Genomic DNA, 21,065 nt, shown 5'->3' with positions numbered 1-21,065 from the left:
TTTAAAGCCGATTGTTATTATATCATAAAATATATTTATGTAAGTTATCAAAGAAGAAAAGTTATCGTGAATCATTTGTGAAGAAAATGTGAAATACATAAATAAAAAGGTATTACGTTATTACGTAACACCTTTAAAAAAATATCCCTCTTCTATTTCTCTTCCGGATAATCACAATACTCGATAATCGTTCCTTCAGTATCCGCTGGGTTAAGATAAATTAACCTTCTACCGTGCTTATTAATGCGTAGTGTATGCTCTAATGTCCGAATACCTTGTTCTTTTAACTCTTCTAGAGCCACATCTAAATCATCGACACGATACGCAACGTGATGTACACCTTTACCTTTTTGTTTTATAAATCGGGCAATTGGTGAAGTGGTGTTATTTGTCGGTGCAAGTAATTCAATTCTATCTCCATCCACTTCAAGAATGGCTACTTCGCTTTCCACACCTGTTGCCTCACTTACGTAACGATCTATTAATTCTCCTGATAGAACCTGTTGTTTTGTTTCAAGATAGTTGTACATCAGAAGGCGTATAACCCCCTATTTTTCAGCTTTAATTTTGAAATAGTTAAAACAAAGTTGTTCCTTATATGCATCCATAATTAATTAATCAAGGTAATTATTAAAACAACATAGTTGTACACTACACATATATTAGAAGCAAATTCAAATTTTACGTATCTCATCATTGGAGTATTTCATATATGTAATACACACTTGTATAGCGTCACTTTACCCATAAATCCCCACAATCGGAAGCATAAGTTGGCCAGAAAACACTTATTTTTGTAGGTGATTATCTAATTATTTAACGGAATTGGAAGGATAAATTGGCCGTGAGTTAATTATTAACCCATAAGCTTGCCGTGTATTTTATTCATGTAGCTTTGGAATAATGTTTAGTCAAATTGATACGAATAACTTTAATAAACGAGCAAATGGAACTGACGCTTCCGTTAGTTAATAGTTCACTTTGCCCTCTTGATATGCTTTCTTTACCCGTTCAATTTGAGCAAGGTGTCCTTGTATATGTTGAAGAACTTTCAATTGAAAATAACCTATAAACCATTTATTAATAAAGTTGTTCTTTGGCAGGTTTATCCAAATATATATAGAAAGTATGAAAAAATAGATTTTAACCTGACCAAAGGAGATGAAGAAATTGTTTAAAAAAATCGGTATAGGAGTATTTTCTACAGCAATTGTATTAAGTACCAGTATAGGTTTTTCAGGTATTGTATCAGCAGATAGTCCATCTGCAAATGAACAAGTTAGGAATGGAGGTTTTGAGGATGGGCTAAATAACTGGATTTTATCTAATCCTAATTCTTCTACCGAGAATATTGGAAATTCTGAACCAGGCAATCACTATCTGAAATTAATGCATACAGACACAGCCTATCAGCTTGTTACTGTAAAGCCGAATACAGAATATACATTATCATTTGATATAGCGGGAAGTATAGGTTCTCCAGCAGAAGTAACAGTCGGTAATCTGAATGCCACTCAAGAAATAGTTCCATTAACAAAGAAGCAGTATACAGGATTTAAGCCGGAACATTATGAGATGAAGTTTAAAACAGGTGAGGATGTGTCAAACTTTGCTGTTAAACTTGCTTCCACAGCAAATGGAAGGGCTAAGTTTGATAATGTACAGTTAAAGGCAAATGAGAAATCTTATGTTTTAAATATGGATTTTGATCACAATTCAAGTTTAGAACCTCTTAAACCATTTGGTAATATAAAATACAATATTGAAGAGAATGCAGGAGTAAATAATTCTAAAGGGCTTCATGTAAACGCATCATCCGGTTCAGCATTGTTTGGATCCATAAATTTGAAACCTAATACTACCTACATACTGTCCGCATCTGGAAAAGTAAATACTCCTAGTTCAGAAGTATGGGTATCAGTAGATGTTAATGGAAGAGGCATAGCTAGTTTGGAATTCAATTCCTCACAGTATGAGCAAAAATCGGTCGAATTTACTACTCCAAATTCTACTAATTCAAGTGAATTCTACATTTATCATCTTGCTGCGTTCAGCTTTGATGTCAATCTTGATGATATTGTACTAGTTGAAAAGTAACCATAATAAAAAATATATTTCTATTATTGACACATGAAAATAATTTTAGAAATGAACCGCTATATCCATATCGACTAGATACTTTGAAATATTTATGGGAATTCAGCTCGTTTTTTCATTTTTAGGATTTTTACGTTTAGACACGGGTTGACCTTTACGATGTATGTTAAGAGCTATATTCTCCAAAAAACTATATGAAAGGAGTATCAAAGCTGGAAATTATAATCTACGCTACTTTTAAAAAATGTTTTTAGTAATGATTTTATTTATATAACTAGGAGGGGGAACATGAAATTAATATCAAAAATAGTAATGACTGCGTTAATAGTATTGAGTACATTTGCATTCAATTTAGGTGGAGAATTTGATAAGAGTTTTCTTTCTACCCCAAAAGCATATGGGGATGTAATCAAGGCACTTCCACAAAATGCGTCAAAGATAGAGTTAGATTATGCTCCTAAGTATGACTATGACACAGACGGGTGTTATGCGACTGCAGCAATTTCTCCAGATGGCACGACTAACCCTGGCCTAAGTTTGGGAGGTTCCCCGGAAAGTGTCTGTAGAGATGTTAACCGACTGGAAAATTCAAACACTTATTCTCGGGCCAAATCAAATAATGGTTGGACTGCCATTATGTATGCGAGTTACTTTGAGAAAGATCAATCAACTTCGGGCCCTGGTGCGCTTGGACATCGACATGACTGGGAACACACAATAGTTTGGGTTCAAGATGGTCAGGTTCAATATGTAACTTATTCAGCACATGGTAAGTGGTACACTAACCCTCGCTCAAACGTTAGATTCGATGGAAACCACCCGAAAATTGTATACCATAAGGACGGCGGCTCGACACATGCTTTTCGCCTGGCTAATAGCAATGACGAGCCGCCAGAAAACTATTATCACCAGTGGCTCCAACTACCAATGGTTGGTTGGAATGGCTATCCAAGCCCAAATATTCGTGAAAAACTAATGACTACGAACTTTGGAGATGCAACACTTGAGATCAAAGATGGAAGATTTGAAAAAGCCCTTGCTAACGCAAAGCCACCCATTAACTTTGACCCTTATGCACCGGAACTGGAAGATGGTGGTACTTATCAAATAGTTTCTATTTTAAATAATAGTAGTGTCGTTGACTTAAATCAAGCAGATGGAAATGTTCAATTGTGGCAAAATGGCAACGCTAATAATCAAAAATGGAAGCTAGTATATGATTCAAATAAATCAGCATACCAAATTAAAAATATAGCAAATCAAAATTTAGTATTAGCTTGGAATGATCTTAATGGTTCTAATAATGTAGTTGCTACATCTAATCAAAATAAGGAAGAGCAATATTGGATACCAACAGAAGCAGGAAATGGATATTATTATGTAAGGAATAAGAAGGATCAAAACAAAGTGCTAGATGTAAGTGGTTATGGTACTGCAAATGGAACAAATGTTACAGTATATAATTTCCATGGTGGTACTAATCAAACATTCCAATTGTCTAATGTAACAGGGACTTTAACAAGAGTAGTGGAGTCACTCTATAAGGCACAGCCTGGTCAAACCAGTAGATCAAGTAATAATTTTTCACTTGAATATCTCGCGGCAGGTACCAAAGTACGAGTTGTTTTAGAAGGAGCAGGTGCTACCTCTTTGTCATTTAAAATCGCAAGAGATAAATCAGGTACAGACCCTGTAATTTGGTCAAATGTTAGAGATGGTTCTATTCTAACGATCCCTTCAGGAGATGATAGAAAGAATTTGTATATCGCAGGTCCTCCTAGCGGATATACTTCTAACGGTACATTTAAAGTGAAATTTTACGCTCTTCCAAACTAAAAAATATTATAACGTTTCTATTCCCTTTATATTAATCTAATTAGAAAATGAGTATGCATACTTCAAAAAATTATTTCGGCTTGCTCGATTGGATTAACTATATTAATAGGAAATATAGTGTTTTGTTGCAAAGTTTTGTTAAGAGATAAAAAGGTGGAGATAAGTACAGCTGAAAAACCGAAGTCTGAGCAATGACTTCGGTTTTTTTATATAGGCCGATTGATGGAGGAGCTGTTCTGGCCTGCAGCAATATTTCCTAATAATAGATTTTTGTATTTTTAATGACTAATTGTCTATCCAGTTCTGTTGCAAAGTTTTTTAAATGAAGTGTATATCTATATTGATAAATTTATTACAAAATTAGCTATAAATGATTCGAAATCCTAAAGTAAACTTTTACCCAAAAGTTTACTTTGGATTTATTTCAATCACTGTGTTTATAACATTTCTTCGTATTTCGAATAAACATCCCAAAAATTATACATTCAAAACATCACATCTTCTTTTAAACACTTAAAGACGACTTTAAAAATACTCTTCAAATCTTGGAAGCATAAACTTGCCGTTCCGACAAACTTATGCTTCATATTACATATAGCAAGAAAACAGATATCTTTTGAAAAGATATCTGTCTGTTGTAAGCACATAGCAAATACATAAATAAAAAGGGTATTACGTTATTATGCAATACCCTTTTCAATAATAAAATCCCTTTATTTCTCTTCTGGATAATCACAATACTCAATAATCGTTCCTTCTGTATCCGCTGGGTTCAGATAAATTAATCGTCTGCCATGTTTATTTATTCGGAGTGTATGCTCTAATGTTCGAATACCTTGTTTTTTTAATTCTTCTAAAGCTACATCTAAATCATCGACATGATATGCAACGTGATGAACACCTTTCCCTTTTTGTTTTATAAATCGGGCAATTGGTGATGTTGTATTATTCGTCGGTGCAAGTAGTTCAATTCTATCTCCATCCACTTCTATAATAGCGACTTCACTTTCCACACCTGGTGCTTCACTTACGTAACGATCTATTAATTTCCCTGATAGAACCTGTTCATAAAAACGTATCGTACTATCTATATCACGAACTGCGATTCCGATATGATCAATTGCTTTTTTCATTTTATTTCCCCTAATACTTTATTTTTATTCATTATTAATAGTAACAAAAAAAGTTATAGAAACAAGCGTTTTGTTTCAAGATAGTTATACATCATAAAGTATATGATTCTCTGTTTTTCATTTATATTTACAAACATTTACAATAAAGTTATTCCTTAACTGCCTCTATAATTAATCAAGACGATTATTAAAACAATATAGTTGTACACTATATATATTAAAAATTATACTTCTCTCTTAGTCCAATAAATTCTTTCTGCATTTCAGGGTTTTTAAACTCGAAACATTTAACGGATCCATAACTTCGTATGTTATTTTTAATAATTTTTTCTCCTTTATTAATCAATATAGGGATAATATATTTAATTTTTCGCAACTGATAACCTTCTCTATCTTCAGTATGCATCTGTAAATACTGTACAGTTTTAGGTGTTCTCTTTTCATATCCTGTAAACCCCTTTATACCTAACTCTTTTGCTACTCGATTTTTAGTAACATGTATTGGAGGCTCAATCTGGTATAATTTATCTAAAATGCCTCTTGATTTATGTAAATATTCTTGATCTTTTTCCGGCCAATTCACTTCTCTATAAGTGTTAGAATTGTTATCACGCCTATATTTAACATTCGGCTTATTTTCCATTATCCATTTTTATACAGCCATGCGATTAAATTCGTATCAATTCTTTTTAGATGCATGATTAAAAAATCAGGATGTTTTTCTTTTAAATCTAAATATCTCCTTCGATTTTGATGTTTTAATTCTTCTTGTCTATCCTCAAGACACAATTCATTTTTTAAATGATAGTTTACTTTAGCACCGTATGTACCTAATATTCTCGCTATCTTAGCAATTGATAGTTTTTCAACATATCTTAGCTCAAATAGCTTATCTCTCCAAATTTTTCCGTATTTTTCAATTTTCCAATACGTTTTTTCATCGGAAATATGATCCGGCACCAATTTAGAATAACTAAATCCACAATTACATTCGAAAACCCCTTTTATTTTATCTTTAAATGTTTTTATTTCGACTGTTTTTATAATACGAGTATTATAATGTTCTGCTGCTTTATTCAAACAAATATATGGTCCTTCGCCAAAAAGATTAATTTTCCCCTCATTATTTTCAGTTAGATTTTTCACGGATTTACCCAAAAAAATAGTAAGTAATATATGTCGGATAGGATGAAACGAAGTATAATGAGTTCTAATTAATTTGATAAGCCAACAGTTCGCACTATCTGTGATTGTTGAATTCATAAGAATTAATAATTCTTCTCCATAAAACTCTAAAAAATCTTTAAGTAACTTTTTTCTATCAATTAAATCATTTTTATTTATATATCCTTTTTGGGTTAAGATTGTACGATATATTTGATTCACATCTTTGAAATTGTAATTATTATTAGCTAGAAGAATGCTTTCTTTAGTTATATATTTAAGATACATTTTAGTCCTATCCGAATAAGCTACTTCCTTTCTTACTATTGGACAGTTCTCAATAGTAGGTGGCTCTAAATATTGGGTATTACTATATTTATATACCACAGTACTATCTAACAAGTATGTTTCATGTCTCTCACAAATAAATACACTAGGTATCTGATGTTGTAACCTCCAGTACGTTTCTCCAAACTTTTCATAATCGTCAGCTACACAACACGGACAATACTTAAAGTACTGATTTTGTATTGTTGTATATACTCTTGTTCCAATAAGACTTATTACATTAACATTCCCACCATTGCACATAACATCCCATACTTTTTCTTTTATCTCTTTTCCAAAAAAATTTGTATAGTAGAAATACAAAGTATTTCTTTTTATTAAAGAATCTACAGATGGATATGCAAATATGTTTAATCGTTTCATTATGTTATTTAAAGAAGTAGGTAAATCAGTACTAATTGTCCATGATTTACCTGGAATCAAATCTTTTCTTCTTATACTCAACTTTCTACTTGGACTACCTATATGGTTATAATAACGCGCAAAAACACTATAAATAAGCTCATCTTCATATAGACTTGGAAAATACGGTAACAAATAAACGCCTCCCTATGACTATAAAAAAACTACCCATAACATTATTTATAAACCTGTATAATAAATAAGAATACTAATATTATCACTCTTCCATTTAAGAAATTTATTTTAGAGTTTTTTTTATATAACCATTTTCAAATAATGTCTCATAAGCTGACTGTTTTTTCTTTTTCCCCTTATTAATAAATGATTGTAAAACATTTTCATTAAACAATTCATTTTTACTTTTCTCTGTTTTTGTTTCATTGTTACTAATTTGTTGAAGCGCTTCCTTCATTAATTGCGCAATCGTAAAGTTAGGAAATTTATTTATTACGCTCTTAGCTAATTTTTCGGCATTTATTTCATTTACTTCTAAATTCATCAGAGCTAAAATCAATTTTTCTAATTTATTTAACTCTTTGCTTTGACGTTCTTTTGATATTCTTTCCTTTTTCTCTTGGATTCTGGCTTTCATATCAAGTATTGAATGTTGATTTGACATATACTCTTGTAAATCTAAAACTATAATATCTTCATATTTTGCAATTTCCGATTCTATTCCAGATTTAAGTGCATTCAACATTGGTTGAACAAGCTTTAAATCTTCTTTAACTACTTGTTTAATTAAGCCGAATGAAATTTTTTCTATACCCGTTTCAATAGCCCGCCCCTGTGCTAATATAAATATTTTTATTGCTATATCTATAATCCCCTGACTTTCTTCATATATTAAATTAATAAAATCTTGATTAAGTTCGATATGTTCTTTTGTCCACTGATAATCCCATACACTTGAAATCAAAACCTCCCAATCTTCAGAATTATCAATTTGCTACCAAACCATATCTCCTTGACCACTTCCACGACGCGCCTGTCTAAAATCCTTCTGTAGAAGGGCCCTTGCTCTCATTGTCCCGATCATCATAACAGGTATTCCAATTTCATTAATAAGTGTCACGAAAAAGTTCATCATCTTCTCAGATGCATCACCTTTTGTAGATAAAAGATGTTGTATTTCATCAATGATTAAAACACCTAGACAATGTAATCTTGCAATTTGTCCCATTCTTGTTACCATTGAACTTACTGAATTAGGGGATCTACCATATTTTTTGAAATAATCTGTCCCTATCAATGAATCTATCTTTTCAAAAAAGTTTTGACATAATGATTTTAAAGAACCGTCATGCGGACAATTCAGCTTTAACCATACAATTTGAATTGTGTTAATTGGATACTGATGAATAATTAATTGTGGATATAAAGATAAAATTCTCTCTATAGCGGTAGATTTCCCAACACCTGGGAACCCCATTAATGTAAAACTAGATGCAGTTGACCTTATGACTGGTGATAAACCTATTTCTTCTTTTTCAACCAATTTTTGATGTAGCTCATTTAATACTTGAATATGTTGCTTTTGTAAAGGATTACGATTTACATAACCATAACGTAAAAAACGAGAAAACCTTCTTTCTAAATCTAGAGTTTGACCAATTGGTTGAAAGAAACGAGTTAATCGTAATAATGCATGATACCTATGATGTGCAGATAAGTTTTTTTCTTTTTCTTGATAATCTGAAAAAAAGCTGAGCTGATCAAAAGCCTCTTCGTACGATAGTATACTTAGTAAAGCCTCTATTAAAGGATTACTAGTTTAATTAAAAATATTAAATAAATAGTTATTCTTTTTTCAAATTCACAATAGACAGTTTTCTCTTTTAATCCCCAGCTCAATTATAATTCGTTTTTGTAAAGTAATCTTTTCTAAAGATAACCCCAAAAACCCCCATTTTTGTGTAACAAAATGGGGATGAAAAAGAAAATCATCACTAATACACCTATATATACTGTAATCTTTCCAATCCAGAAATTGGAGACCTATTTGGCATAGAAGGCCGAACTTCTACAAAAGCAGGCATTATGCTGGATGGTAATTCTGAGATTGCAACAGCCAATTGACCTATATCTTGTGGGCGCATTTTCCATTCATCATTTTCCATCGACCTGTTGGCAATTGCTCCTAAGGATAGGTGACTAACACGTATTCCTTCGTATCTTAAATCTTGTATTGCTGCCTCTGCCATTGCGTGCAAAGCAGATTTTGTACTTGAATATGCAACACCTTGCTCAAAATAGTATTCACCCGCATGGCTTCCAATGAATATGATTAGCCCTTTACTCTGCTTTAGCATAGGGGCAGTAAACTGAATCAACCATAATGGGGCTGAAAGATTTGTACTTATACTGTCTTGCCAATCTTGTTCTGTTATCTTTGAAATGTTATTAAATCTTCTTATACCTGCATTATTTATTAATATATCTATTTTCCCATATCGTCTAATTATCTCGGCAACAGACTTTTCAATATCTATCTTTTGTGAAAGATCACATTTAATTTCTTCTAACCATTCTTCTTTACACAAAGTCCGATTCAATCCAATAACCTTATGCCCTTTTTCCGCAAATGATTTTGCAATTCCGTATCCCAAACCGCGATTTGCACCAGTTATTACTATTATTTTCACTTCAAAACACCACCTATTTTCTCAAAATGTTATTTTTATAACTTAGATGGCACATTAATGTTATAAAAATAATTATTAAAGTTTGCTAAAAAATCATTAATTTGTTTTTCTTTTTCACATAATGATTTTTTTCTTTTAACTATTTTTGCTGAAATCTCTTCAATTTTTTCATAGACTATTAATCCATTTTCGGCAAGTGTCTTACCTGACTGCACTATTTCTACAATACAATCCGCCATATTCAATACTGGAGCAATTTCCACCGAACCATTTAAATGTATCACTTCTATATCATGGTATTGCTGATCAAAATATTTCTTTGTAATTACAGGATATTTACTTGCTACAGATTTTACATCTCTTATATTTATTCCAGGTTTTGCACATACACACAGTTCACACTGCCCAATTTTAAGATCAAGTATATCTACAAAACCTTCACCCTTTTCTAATAGTAAATCACTTCCTACAACGCCTAAATCAGCAATCCCTTTCTCTAAAAAAAGTAAAATATCTACTGATTTTACCAATACAAAGCGCAAATTTTGTTCACTTAACTCAAAACACAGTTCACGCGAACTCTCTAAATCTACGGGGGTATTAATCCCACTTGCTCTTAGAATCTGCAAGGTTTCTGATAATAAGCGTCCCTTTGAAAGAGCAATTGTAATAAACTCTTCATTAACTGACAAAGTGATTCCTCTCTTCATAGAAAATATAAAATCAAATGTTAATAATTTTTCATTTTCTTCTTTGTTTACTTTTTAATCAGTACATCTTCTATACGTAAAACTTCAAATGGAATTAACACTCCTACACTTTTAATTCTCCCTGTTAAGTGCCCAATAACAATGTCCGAGGTACATCCCAATAACATGTAAGCATCTGCCTGATTCATATGATTTGCTTGAGCTATTATCTTTGTAGAAGTATCTACGCACATCTTAACAGCTTCTTCAAATGTCTCCCCAAAGCCAATTATTACAAGTCCTTGTTCTACCTGTAAAATGGGAGTAGGAATATTATTTTCAAATATATTTACATTTATGTGTAAAGTGCCTGATGCCTCTAAAGCAATCCCTGAGGGTTCTCCATTTCCTTGTAAAGCATGTAAATCACCAGCGTATAATAAACCACCTTCGACAGCTACTGGTAAATAAATTGTTGTTCCTTCAACCAACCAGCGGATATCTAAATTCCCTCCGTATTTACATGTTGCACCATTTCTTGTTCTAAAGGGATCAGCTAGTCCTATCCCTCCCAAGCTAGGTCTAACCTGTAAATCAATTCCCTCAAAATCTATCCTATTATTTTTAATCTCTATTTTCTTATAATTTCGTTCTGTGAATTGACCCTTCAAAACTCCTGAAGAACGCGAAATACATGTATATGCATGCTTTGCTAAATGAATATTTTTAATTTTTATAGCTACCGTCATTCCTGGCAATGCTCCATTGATATAAACCGGCCCTGTAAACGGATGATGTTTGCCTTTATTAATTACATTATTTAGTTCCTCTTCATTATCCGTCTCTTGTGAAAATGCATTCATGATCTCCATTGAGATTTCTTGACCTGGATTTACATATAAAACCGGTTCTCTCTCTGGAGATAACTCAAAACTAGCTGTATCAGTTGAGTATTCAATAAAATTCACATCTACATTATTCATCTTATTATTTCATACTCTCTACTGGCATTATACGTTTCAATATTTCTTCATAAGCATGTACCAAGTCCCCTTTGTTGTAACGAAATACATCTTTATCTAGAGATTGGTTTGTTTCTATATCCCAAAGACGCATACCATCTGGAGAAATTTCATCTCCTATTACCAACTCACCTGCTGCATTTCTTCCCATTTCGAACTTAAAATCAACTAATTTTACTCCTCTTTCCAAAAGAAAACCCTTTAAAATAGCATTTAATTCAAAAGCTATCTCTCTTATAACTTCTATTTCTCTTTTAGTAGCAATGCCCATTGCAACAATGTAATCGGAATTCATCATCGGATCGTTTGAATATTTGAGGTCTAACTTTAAAATAGGCTGATTAAAAACTTGTCCATATTGGATAGGATAATTCCTTACAATTGAACCAGCTGCAATATTTCGAGGAATTATCTCCAATTTAATCATATCTAATTTGTTAACTTTCATTCTCCCCATTCCTATATTGGATATATAATGATTCGGTACCCCTTTTTTATGGAGCAACTCAAATATGTGAGAAGAAAATTCACATCTTAGTATTCCAGTTCCTATAATTCGAGCATTTTTATTTTGTGTATAAGAAGATACACTATCCAAAAAATGCATGATAATTGAATCATTTTCCTCACCATGATACATCGATTTTGATTTACCACATGTATATAACAAACCGTTTTTCGTCATTAGATTCTATCCTTTCCCTTTATAAGTTATAGTCTTTATATAGAAAAAATCCCACGTAAAGTGTGTGCTACACCATCATTTTCATTTGTTGGTGCAATACAATTCGCTCTTAATTGCACATCTTTTCCAGAGTTCCCCATAGCAACCCCCATACCAACTAGTTCTAACATTCCAATATCGTTTTCTGCATCACCAAAGGCCACTATGTTTGAAAGTGGGACACTGTAGTGATTCGCTATCCACTTTACAGCCTCTGCTTTCCCTGCATTTTTACACAAAATTTCTAACCAAACTTTACGGGAGTCAGAAAATGTATAAATTAAGTGTTCTTTGAATTGTTTTTCCAAAATTCTGATAATAAATTCGGTATTCCCCCTAACGATCAACTTAGATAAATGGTCATCTAAAAAAGTAGATGGATATCCTATTGCATGTGGTGGACACCCCGCATCAATCCAACACTGTACATCTTTATCTATTACATCCACCCAAAATTCGTTATTTTTTTCAGCTAAAAAATTTTCAATGCTTTTTTCTTCTCTTAATACTTCAAATAATTTTTTCACTATGGAAATATCAATCATATTAGACGTAAGTATTTCACTTTTTCTATTATCAAAAATTAATGCCCCATTGTAACAAATGCTAGGAGTATCAAGTGCTAATTCTTTTAAATAAGTTTCTATATCTCTTGGTGCTCTTGCCGTTGCAAGAATAACAGGTATTTTCATTTGATTTAAAGATTGTATAGTCTTTAATGTCCTATTACTAATCTCTTTATTATTGTTTAGCAAAGTACCATCTAAATCACATATGACAACTTCAAACATAGAATTCATTTTAAGTAGCTCCTAAAAAAGAATTAAAACTTCTTTATTTATCTAATTATAGTTAATACTTAATTTGATATTTATAAAACAAGAAAGTATCCACCACTAAATATTTTTTATCTAATGGTGGATACTCTAAGTTTGTACAAAATCTACAATTTATGTTTATGCTTCTTTGTTTAATCCCTGTTTCTGATTTAGCACTGAAAATCCGTATTTTACAAATGTTTCTTTTACTTGGTCCGTTTGAAGATAGTTATAATATTCTGTAGTTTCAACTGGAGACAGTGTCGCTTTAAGAACACCCATTGGATAAATAATAGGATCATGTAAACTAGAATCTGCTGTATCAACTATTTTTACTTGAGGTGAAATGAGTGCATCTGTCTTATACACAAGCCCAGCATCAACTTGCTTCGTTTCGATCAACGACAATACATGTCTTACGTCAGTTGCTAATACAAATTTAGGTTTTAAAACTTCATACAGGTTCAGCCCTTCAAATACTTGTTTTGCATACATTCCAGCAGGTACTGTTGCAGGATTACCAATAGCTATCTTTTGCACATTATTTGTGTTCAAGTCTGAAAAACTATGCACAATATTATTTTCGATTGGTGTTGCCAATACTAATTCATTCCCTAAAAAATTAATAGCTTGGCTCGGATTGATATACCCCTTTTCAACTAGGGGCGTGAAATTTTTTTCAGCAGCAGAGATAAATAGATCTGCCGATTGACCTTGCTCAATCATTTGTTGAAGTGAGCCTGAACCACCGTAAGTGAAAGTAAACTTTACATTTCCATGAGTTTTCTCATAATTAGCTGTAACTTCCTCTAAAACATCTTTTAAACTTGCAGCAGCAAATACTTTTATCTCAGTTTTATTAACATTTTCTTCCGCCAGAGCAGGAGAGAATCCTGTAAAAATTGCGAGCATAAAAACAGAAACGGCACATAATAAAAATGATTTAATTGTTTTCATAATTTTTCTCCCTTCTTAATAAAAGACAATAAATAAATTACCTACAAAAAGTACTTTAGTATCTCCTCCTTTTACCAAAAGCATTACTTGTACAAAATTTAATTCTTGCAAACAGAACATACCACAACATTCTCACTATAGTTTAAATTCTAATTTTTCTATATTTTCAGATTTATTTTTTGAGAAACATTTGTACAATAATATCCACTCAATTTAAACAAGTAAAGTATTGTGGATCCTCATTTTTTTTGAAAAAATGTAATAAATGTTTATGAAATAACAATATCCCATGTCGAAATATGCGATTTTATTTCATAAGAGAAATTTTTTGCGAAAAAAAAAACTGAAAATACTCAAACTTAATTATATCTAGTTATCTTTAATTATGTTTAGTTATAATCCGTTATACATTAAAATCTGCGAAGAAATATATTCCAATTAAATCAAAATTATTGTATACTTCTTTTTGTATTTTCAGAATAATAAAAAAGGAGGTGTTACAATTGATTTCATATTAATACGTACTTACATTTACCAACAATAAATTCGAAATACTCAATGTGGAACATAACTTCAAATTAGTATGTTTTTAAAAGAAGTTTATTGGTTGGATAGTCTGTAGAATTTTATACTGGACTGGTTTCATTATAAGAACTACTACCTCCTTTCAGTTAAAAATACAGTCTATAAACATAAACCATTTACTTGTATATTAAATAACTTTCTAATCTATGAAGGAACAAACACAAAAGGCTTCTCTCCAAAATATTACTGTTGAAAATACGCCAGACACTAAGAATTATTTCAAGCATGTGGAAGATCACTAAATATATTATTTTTCCAATTTACAAACCACTAATCATTGGGAGAAAAATTATTTAAACCGCATTATAAAATACACTTAAGAACTGAATATATTAATTTTAAGTACAAGTTGCTACAAACTTATAAAAAAACGTTCTTAATACAGATCAATCACTACTATAACAATACCAATCTTAATAAAGAGGTGGATAAAAATGAAAACATTTGATAAGTACTGTTCCTTTACTTTCTTTTCATACTTTGCAACATTTGCTATTGTAGTTCCGCTAACCGGCCTTTTTTTAAATCAGTTACACTTTGGTAGCAAAGAGATAGGGATAATCCTTGGCATTTCAATTCTAGCCAGAATACTAGGACCATATGTATTCCTACTGATATCAAAACTAAATAGAAATTTAGCAAGCATATACCTTATACAATGCGTTCTCCTTTTAGTCGTTCTGTTTGTTGGTACTCAAGTTAAAAATAGCTTGGCTATAGTTATAGCACTCTCCTTACTAAATATTTTTTGGATATCTATTTTACCCAACATAGAAACCATTTCATTATCAAAATTAAATGGTGACATGAAACGATACTCAACCATTAGAATGTGGGGAAGCATCGGATTTATTTTCTTTTCAGTTTGGGCAAGTCATGCTCTTATTAAATTCGGCCCACTATCTTTTTGGTTTATATTAATATTTTTAGGGTTTATGTTGTTAATCTCCTCTATTCTACTAATTCGCCTTGAACCAATTGAGGTTACGAAAAAAAAATCAAAAAGTATTTTTATTGAAAGAAAACTTTTGCTTTTTTATTCTGTATTTTTCTTATTTGAATTAACACATGCACCTTATTATGGATTCTTTTCTATTAAGTTGTTGGAAAATAATTATACTGGTTTTGCAATAGGTTCATTAATTGCTTTTGCAGTTATATGCGAAATTGTTACTTTCGCTTATGGTCATAGGCTTCTAAAATATATGAATGTTTCATCTATTCTCTTATTGTGCTCTATTTTAGGTATTCTAAGATGGACATTAATAGAACTTTTTGTCGGAAGCATCACTTTATTAGTAATTTCACAGTTAATGCATGCTTTTACCTTTGCTTTATATCACATTTGTGCTATGAACATTTTAAGTTTAAATGCAGACCAAGATTTAATTAGCCAAAGACAAACTACCTACACAGTTCTTACCATGGGTATAGGTGCTGCATTAGGAGCTTACCTGTCTGGCTTGTTCTGGGACGTTAAAATTTTTCAATTCTCATCTTTCATATCAGTTGGAGTTAGTTCACTGGTTATTAGTATAATACTTGTTTTGTTAATAATGAAAAAAGAAGCAAACCAAGCCCTAAATACTCCTACCGAGAGTAATATGTAATTATATGGAGAACAATCCTTGTTGTAACAAGCCTAAGGAAACTACATGCAAAACATTAAATGATACATTTTAATCTTTAAAAACAAATTCTCTTATTCAATATCAAAATCATTTTTCTAAATTTACGAAAATAAAATTATCTCGGAATTTCCGTATTTAAAAGAAATTTTATCAATACCTTTCTACAGTGAAAAAGTTTAACATATTAAAAAAGATTCCAATATAACCCTTATATTGAATTTTTCCGATACCAAACCCTATTACTTTATAAGTGCCTTTTCATAAACACACATTAACAAGAATTAACTTTGAAAAAAAGTTTTTATGTACTTCATAAATCATAAAGGAGGATAATTATGTATAATCATGTGATACAACTATTAGATCAAGCTAATATTTCTTACCAGCAATACAAGCATGAACCCAATCTGGATTATGATACAGATAGAGAAATACGAAAAAGATTTAATTTAGAAGGTGTTCCAAGTAAAAGTTTATTTCTAAAAGATAAAACCGGACATAATTATGTACTAGTTACGATTGAAGGCGAAAAATTAGATTCAAAATCAATGAAAGAACTAATTGGCAAGAGAGTTTCAATTTGTTCATCTGAAGAGTTGGTTGAAAAGACTTCCTGTGTTCCCGGTTGTGTAGCTCCTTTTGGGTATCAGGATGAGGTTACCCTTATTATAGATAAAAAAATCTATAATTATAATAAATTTCTACTATCTCCAGGCGTACCTGAGTTAACAATTGAGATACACACGGAGGATATCAATAAAATTTTAAATATAGTGAAAAACAACATTTTAATTTATGAAAACAATCAATGATTTTATACTCACAATAAGGAGGGATTACAGTGGTAATCCAATTAACCAAATCTTATTTGTATAATCAAAATAGAATTCTTGATGAAAAGAACAACGATTTCTTAGAAAACTGGAAAATAAACGCTTACAACAGTTTCCACAAAAGTATTATGGATAATTCTAAACCGTTTCCTTGCTATTTTGCAGTAGATTCCGAAAAACATGGTTGGTCCAGATATCTTTTTATTGATTCAGCTTATGATCAAAAAGAGCTACTAAAGCTTAGAGATGGAATTTATGAATATATAAAAACATATCAGCAAATTGCAAAACGGACCACGCTAGTAATCTTCTTCAAACCCTCAAGTAAGCAATTACTAGCAGAAGAATATAAAAAACAATTTTGGAATGTACTACAATTTTTAATCGAAAATGATCCTGAACCATGGAATCCAGAAATCCCAACAGATCCTTACCATGCTAAATGGGAATTTTGTTTTGCTGGAGAACCTATATTTGTAGTTTGCCGAGCACCTATATATGCTGAAAGACAAAGCAGATATACAGAGAACGGTCTTGAAATTACCCTTCAACCCCGCGGAACCTTAGATGATATTACAGGTGATACCAAACAAGGAAAACAAGTCCGTAAAGTTATTAGGAAACGCTTATTAGCCTACGATAATATTTCAATGCATCCAGATATAGGTGATTATGGTGCTGAAAATTCACATGAGTGGAAACAGTATATTTTGCCTGAAACAAATGAAGAAAGCGTAATGAGATGTCCGATTACAGGTGTAAAAAAACATGATTAGCATGATCTTTAGTTATATATTGTTAGGTGTTTCCCTTTCTGCTCCTGTGGGTCCAATCAATGTGGCTCAAATAAATAAAGGCATTAAAAATGGATTTTGGAGTGCTTGGTTTGTTGGATTAGGTGCCATGTCAGCTGATGTAATTATGATGTTACTCATTTATTTTGGGGTTTCCACTTTTTTAACAACTCCAATTGCTCAACTCTGTATTTGGATTTTTGGTTTTATTACCATGCTTTACTTAGGATATGAAAGTATTAAGGATGCTCCTAAACAAGTGCATCATTCCTTAACTGGGGAAAAAGAACATCCTCTCAAATCTTTTTTAGCAGGATTTGCAATTGCAATTTCAAATCCATTAAACATTGTATTTTGGATAGGAATTTACGGTTCTGTTCTTACTAGTGCAATAAATACAATTGGAAAAGAACAAGCACTATGGTATAGTACAGCTATTTTTGCAGGTATTATGCTATGGGATTTATTCATGGCTACATCCATACATTTTGGTAGACGCTTTGTAAACGCTACTGTAATGAAATGGATTTCCATTTCAGCAGGTGTTATTTTAATTTGCTTTGGTATTTATTTTGGCTATGAGGCTGTACTAATAATCCAACAGTTAATTTAAATAAAGTTGCGAAAATACCCCTTTGGAGTTGATGATCCAAAGGGATATTTTTCATTCTTAAGTTTGCAACTGATTGGTTTGAATGTAAGCTCAATTATGTTTATAAAATTTTTCACGGTTTGAACTCATTTAAAGTGTACATTTTCTGGGGGTTTTTTAGCATATATACAGCAATTAAATCTCCCTTACCTCCTGTTTTTATAGTGCCTTTACATAGAGTTTTAATTACATTACCCTTCATGTTTGGTATAAAGCTGTGTGTTTTGTATACTCAAAACTTGCGTTAAAAGGGGACAATTATTGTTAACTTCTGACCCTTTATTCTGATTTGAGCAATGTATACTAAATATGGAGGTAAATTAATGTATGTGCCAACAAGGCTGCTAATATTATGGTAAATGATGAAAGGGGATTTTATAATAAGCAATTCAAAAAAGTGGAATCAGGTAGATACATATATTACAAATCAATTGTTACCCCAAGACCCAATTTTTGAAGAAATATTGGCAACGAATGCCGAGGCTGACTTACCAGCAATAGACGTTGCTCCCAATCAAGCAAAATTTCTTCACTTACTAGCATTAATTCAAGGAGCTAAAAGAATATTAGAAGTTAGAACTCTAGGCGGCTACAGTACTATTTGGTTAGCCCGATCCTTACCAGAAGATGGGCACTTAGTTACTCTTGAATTAGAAAATCACCATTCAGAAGTTGCAAAATTGAATATCGAAAGGGCTGGCCTATCTAATTTAGTAGAGGTGAGAACTGGACCTGCTCTTGAAACAATGTCGAACCTGTATAATGAAGGAGCCGAGCCATTTGACATAATTTTCATTGACGCCGATAAACAAAATAACGCGGAATATTTGAAATGGGCACTTAAATTATCTCGAAAAGGTACTGTAATTATAGGGGACAATGTAGTTCGAAATGGAGAGATAGTAAATTCTATTAGTACCGATTCTAATGTTCAGGGAGTTCGCCGTTTTTTTGATACTCTTGCATCTGAACCGCAATTATCTTCAACGGCAATACAAACTGTAGGAAGCAAGGGATATGATGGATTTAGTATAAGTGTAGTACTTTGATATTCAGAATATTCAATAATTATAGTTTGTCAACCTTTTTTATAAAAGAATGATTCGCGTGAATATAGAAAAATACAGCTTGTTCAATCGTTCTTTCAAAATATACTTTCTCTACCTTCCTCTTTCACCAAGAGTTATTAAGTTAATTTAATCCAATTTTATTCAAAAGCTACACCAACATTTATTATAAGAAATCTGCTCTATAAACTTTGAAGAAATAAAAAGAAAAAGAGTGTTTTGAAAAAAATTTTTATCAAGACACTCTTTTTTATTTAATTGAATTGTTCTTTTATAGAATTATTTAATAGTTTTTTATTTAGAGTCAACTTTTTCATTTTACAATAGTTAAGCATTCCATATCTAATAATTTAAAAATATATTGATGGATTTTTAAACATTTAATTATGACTTAGGCTGTATAATTCAGAAAGTTTCTCCAACTTATTTATGATCTCTATTTCATATTCTATATCCATTGGAATACTTTCTTTAGAAAATGGCGCTAATTCTGGATGATGTCCAACCATTACTGAATATGCAGCATGTTCGAACATACTTATATCATTCGCATCATTTCCAAAAGCTACATATTCCCCTTCTTTGACCCCTAATACCTGTAGTGCATTCCATTTATGAATACCTTTTGGACTAATGTCTATTACATTCTCATTTCTATGTTTATGCACAACAACATCTAATAAATTTAGACTCTGTGATAATTCTTCCATATTGCTCGCTGTAAGGATTAAAATCTTAACTATCGAATTTAAAGAAGTCACCTCAACAGATTTAGCAAGTTTAGCTGGATCTAGATTATTAAGTATAGAATGATTATCCGGACCAGTATATGCATAATCCCAATCACCGTCAATTAAATAAGTTGCTTGAAATTCATTTATCAAAGCAAGAACCTTTTTTAGTTGCGATTTCTCGAACTCTTTTGAATAAATTAATTTTCCGTTTTGAGAAATTAAAGATCCATTTCCGCCAATCAATGTATATTCGTGAAAGCGCGGATGTATCACAGGTAGCATGTCACGAATAGGTCTTGCAGAAGCAAATATAACTTCGTGACCATTTTTACTAATGTTATCTAAACATGCAAGAATTTTTTCTGAAACTGGTTTTCCCTTAAAACAAATTGTACCATCTAAATCAAAGACAAATTTCAAAATTTGCACTCCCCTTCTTACTTCTCCTAGATTATATAATAACTCAAAAATAAACAATGTGATTTTACTTTAAGTTACTCATAGCTATTCACTCTACCCAATGCTGATCTATCATCTACCTTCCCCTCTGCTTATCTATAATGTCTTTAAAATAAATCAAACATAAACTTAATAGACTATGTAGATTTTTCAAATTATTAACAAAGAAAACATATCATATCAATTCTGTTAATTGCAAAATTATTTTTTTCTTTGTTTTCAGGATAAAAACCTTTTGGTAGCTTTATTTCTTAGTTACAACCCTTGATAGCCTTACAATTTAATAAAAGATTTTCACTTCATTAATCATAAAAATTATTATCTTAACAAACAAAATAAAGAATATTCTGAATTAATTAAACAAATATATATCCAGTTATGTTTTGTTATATTTAGTTATGTTTCGTTAAAATAAGTATTGTTTTATATCTAAAATTATTGTTTAATATAATTTAGTTATAACTGGAAAATAGGT

General features: G+C 31.3%; 18 protein-coding genes and 1 pseudogene. 7 read left to right on the top strand and 12 right to left on the bottom strand.

Annotation, left to right across the window (positions count from 1 at the left end):
- Positions 1-152 precede the first annotated feature (152 nt).
- Positions 153-530, bottom strand: a complete 378-nt coding sequence (locus tag ACTFN4_RS10305; protein WP_439962274.1) for a VOC family protein — start codon at positions 528-530, stop codon at positions 153-155.
- 640 nt (positions 531-1,170) lie between these two features.
- Here ACTFN4_RS10305 and ACTFN4_RS10300 point away from each other — a divergent pair.
- Both ACTFN4_RS10300 and ACTFN4_RS10295 read left to right on the top strand, forming a co-directional pair.
- Positions 1,171-2,097, top strand: a complete 927-nt coding sequence (locus tag ACTFN4_RS10300; RefSeq protein ID WP_439962273.1) for a carbohydrate binding domain-containing protein — start codon at positions 1,171-1,173, stop codon at positions 2,095-2,097.
- 288 nt (positions 2,098-2,385) lie between these two features.
- A complete protein-coding gene (locus ACTFN4_RS10295; RefSeq protein WP_439962272.1) occupies positions 2,386-3,933 on the top strand; it encodes an NPP1 family protein in 1,548 nt (515 codons plus the stop codon).
- Between the two features lie 713 nt (positions 3,934-4,646).
- On the opposite strand, the gene ACTFN4_RS10290 is transcribed toward ACTFN4_RS10295, so the two are convergent.
- From ACTFN4_RS10290 to modA, 10 genes and pseudogenes are all read right to left on the bottom strand, one after another.
- Complete coding sequence (locus tag ACTFN4_RS10290) at positions 4,647-5,066, bottom strand: VOC family protein (protein WP_017673912.1); 420 nt, start codon at positions 5,064-5,066, stop codon at positions 4,647-4,649.
- Positions 5,067-5,283: 217 nt separating this feature from the next.
- A complete protein-coding gene (locus tag ACTFN4_RS10285; RefSeq protein WP_017673913.1) occupies positions 5,284-5,709 on the bottom strand; it encodes a hypothetical protein in 426 nt (141 codons plus the stop codon).
- Positions 5,709-7,115, bottom strand: a complete 1,407-nt coding sequence (locus ACTFN4_RS10280; protein WP_439962271.1) for a TnsD family Tn7-like transposition protein — start codon at positions 7,113-7,115, stop codon at positions 5,709-5,711. The genes ACTFN4_RS10285 and ACTFN4_RS10280 overlap by 1 nt, the downstream gene beginning before the upstream one ends.
- 103 nt (positions 7,116-7,218) lie before the next feature.
- A pseudogene (locus tag ACTFN4_RS10275) lies at positions 7,219-8,748 on the bottom strand (ATP-binding protein); the annotation flags it as partial.
- A 190-nt stretch (positions 8,749-8,938) separates the two neighbouring features.
- The gene (locus ACTFN4_RS10270; protein ID WP_000692393.1) at positions 8,939-9,625 is read right to left on the bottom strand and encodes an SDR family NAD(P)-dependent oxidoreductase; all 687 of its coding nucleotides are present in this window, start codon (positions 9,623-9,625) and stop codon (positions 8,939-8,941) included.
- A 35-nt stretch (positions 9,626-9,660) separates the two neighbouring features.
- Entirely contained in the window at positions 9,661-10,317 is a 657-nt protein-coding gene (gene hisG / locus ACTFN4_RS10265; RefSeq protein ID WP_098512112.1) for an ATP phosphoribosyltransferase, read from the bottom strand.
- A gap of 65 nt (positions 10,318-10,382) precedes the next feature.
- Positions 10,383-11,297, bottom strand: a complete 915-nt coding sequence (locus ACTFN4_RS10260; protein ID WP_439962269.1) for an acetamidase/formamidase family protein — start codon at positions 11,295-11,297, stop codon at positions 10,383-10,385.
- Positions 11,298-11,301: 4 nt separating this feature from the next.
- Complete coding sequence (locus ACTFN4_RS10255; protein WP_000164571.1) at positions 11,302-12,021, bottom strand: phosphoribosylaminoimidazolesuccinocarboxamide synthase; 720 nt, start codon at positions 12,019-12,021, stop codon at positions 11,302-11,304.
- Positions 12,022-12,056: 35 nt separating this feature from the next.
- The gene (locus ACTFN4_RS10250) at positions 12,057-12,860 is read right to left on the bottom strand and encodes a Cof-type HAD-IIB family hydrolase (RefSeq protein ID WP_439962268.1); all 804 of its coding nucleotides are present in this window, start codon (positions 12,858-12,860) and stop codon (positions 12,057-12,059) included.
- A gap of 156 nt (positions 12,861-13,016) precedes the next feature.
- A complete protein-coding gene (gene modA / locus ACTFN4_RS10245; RefSeq protein ID WP_439962267.1) occupies positions 13,017-13,835 on the bottom strand; it encodes a molybdate ABC transporter substrate-binding protein in 819 nt (272 codons plus the stop codon).
- Positions 13,836-14,854: 1,019 nt separating this feature from the next.
- On the opposite strand from modA, the gene ACTFN4_RS10240 reads away from it, so the two are divergent.
- From ACTFN4_RS10240 to ACTFN4_RS10220, 5 genes are all read left to right on the top strand, one after another.
- Positions 14,855-16,030 (top strand): MFS transporter, encoded by a 1,176-nt coding sequence (locus ACTFN4_RS10240; RefSeq protein WP_065223476.1) that lies wholly within the window; start codon positions 14,855-14,857, stop codon positions 16,028-16,030.
- Between the two features lie 356 nt (positions 16,031-16,386).
- On the top strand, positions 16,387-16,863 hold the full coding sequence (locus tag ACTFN4_RS10235; protein WP_000282323.1) for a YbaK/EbsC family protein: 477 nt from the start codon (positions 16,387-16,389) through the stop codon (positions 16,861-16,863).
- A gap of 29 nt (positions 16,864-16,892) precedes the next feature.
- Positions 16,893-17,660, top strand: coding sequence for a YqcI/YcgG family protein (locus ACTFN4_RS10230; protein WP_017673922.1), 768 nt, complete (start codon positions 16,893-16,895; stop codon positions 17,658-17,660).
- Positions 17,653-18,291, top strand: a complete 639-nt coding sequence (locus ACTFN4_RS10225) for a LysE family translocator (RefSeq protein ID WP_078421669.1) — start codon at positions 17,653-17,655, stop codon at positions 18,289-18,291. Before ACTFN4_RS10230 ends, ACTFN4_RS10225 begins: the two co-directional genes overlap by 8 nt.
- Before the next feature lie 401 nt (positions 18,292-18,692).
- Positions 18,693-19,379 carry an O-methyltransferase gene (locus ACTFN4_RS10220; RefSeq protein ID WP_439962315.1) on the top strand — a complete coding sequence of 229 codons (687 nt, stop codon included), beginning with the start codon at positions 18,693-18,695 and terminating at the stop codon, positions 19,377-19,379.
- Between the two features lie 398 nt (positions 19,380-19,777).
- Here the strand turns inward: ACTFN4_RS10220 and ACTFN4_RS10215 are convergent, their stop codons facing one another.
- Complete coding sequence (locus tag ACTFN4_RS10215) at positions 19,778-20,551, bottom strand: HAD-IIB family hydrolase (RefSeq protein WP_439962266.1); 774 nt, start codon at positions 20,549-20,551, stop codon at positions 19,778-19,780.
- Between the last annotated feature and the right edge of the window lie 514 nt (positions 20,552-21,065).

Source organism: Bacillus cereus group sp. MYBK95-2 (genome assembly GCF_051915225.1).
GTDB lineage: Bacteria > Bacillota > Bacilli > Bacillales > Bacillaceae_G > Bacillus_A > Bacillus_A cereus.
Note: the sequence above shows the minus strand (reverse complement) of the source record. Positions and strands in the feature narration are given on the sequence as shown.

Coding starts and splice junctions, on each gene's coding strand:
- ACTFN4_RS10305 (WP_439962274.1), bottom strand. CDS start 530: ATGTACAACTATCTTGAAACAAAACAACAGGTTCTATCAGGAGAATTA.
- ACTFN4_RS10295 (WP_439962272.1), top strand. CDS start 2,386: ATGAAATTAATATCAAAAATAGTAATGACTGCGTTAATAGTATTGAGT.
- ACTFN4_RS10290 (WP_017673912.1), bottom strand. CDS start 5,066: ATGAAAAAAGCAATTGATCATATCGGAATCGCAGTTCGTGATATAGAT.
- ACTFN4_RS10285 (WP_017673913.1), bottom strand. CDS start 5,709: ATGGAAAATAAGCCGAATGTTAAATATAGGCGTGATAACAATTCTAAC.
- ACTFN4_RS10260 (WP_439962269.1), bottom strand. CDS start 11,297: ATGAATAATGTAGATGTGAATTTTATTGAATACTCAACTGATACAGCT.
- ACTFN4_RS10255 (WP_000164571.1), bottom strand. CDS start 12,021: ATGACGAAAAACGGTTTGTTATATACATGTGGTAAATCAAAATCGATG.
- ACTFN4_RS10250 (WP_439962268.1), bottom strand. CDS start 12,860: ATGAATTCTATGTTTGAAGTTGTCATATGTGATTTAGATGGTACTTTG.
- modA (WP_439962267.1), bottom strand. CDS start 13,835: ATGAAAACAATTAAATCATTTTTATTATGTGCCGTTTCTGTTTTTATG.
- ACTFN4_RS10240 (WP_065223476.1), top strand. CDS start 14,855: ATGAAAACATTTGATAAGTACTGTTCCTTTACTTTCTTTTCATACTTT.
- ACTFN4_RS10235 (WP_000282323.1), top strand. CDS start 16,387: ATGTATAATCATGTGATACAACTATTAGATCAAGCTAATATTTCTTAC.
- ACTFN4_RS10225 (WP_078421669.1), top strand. CDS start 17,653: ATGATTAGCATGATCTTTAGTTATATATTGTTAGGTGTTTCCCTTTCT.
- ACTFN4_RS10220 (WP_439962315.1), top strand. CDS start 18,693: ATGAAAGGGGATTTTATAATAAGCAATTCAAAAAAGTGGAATCAGGTA.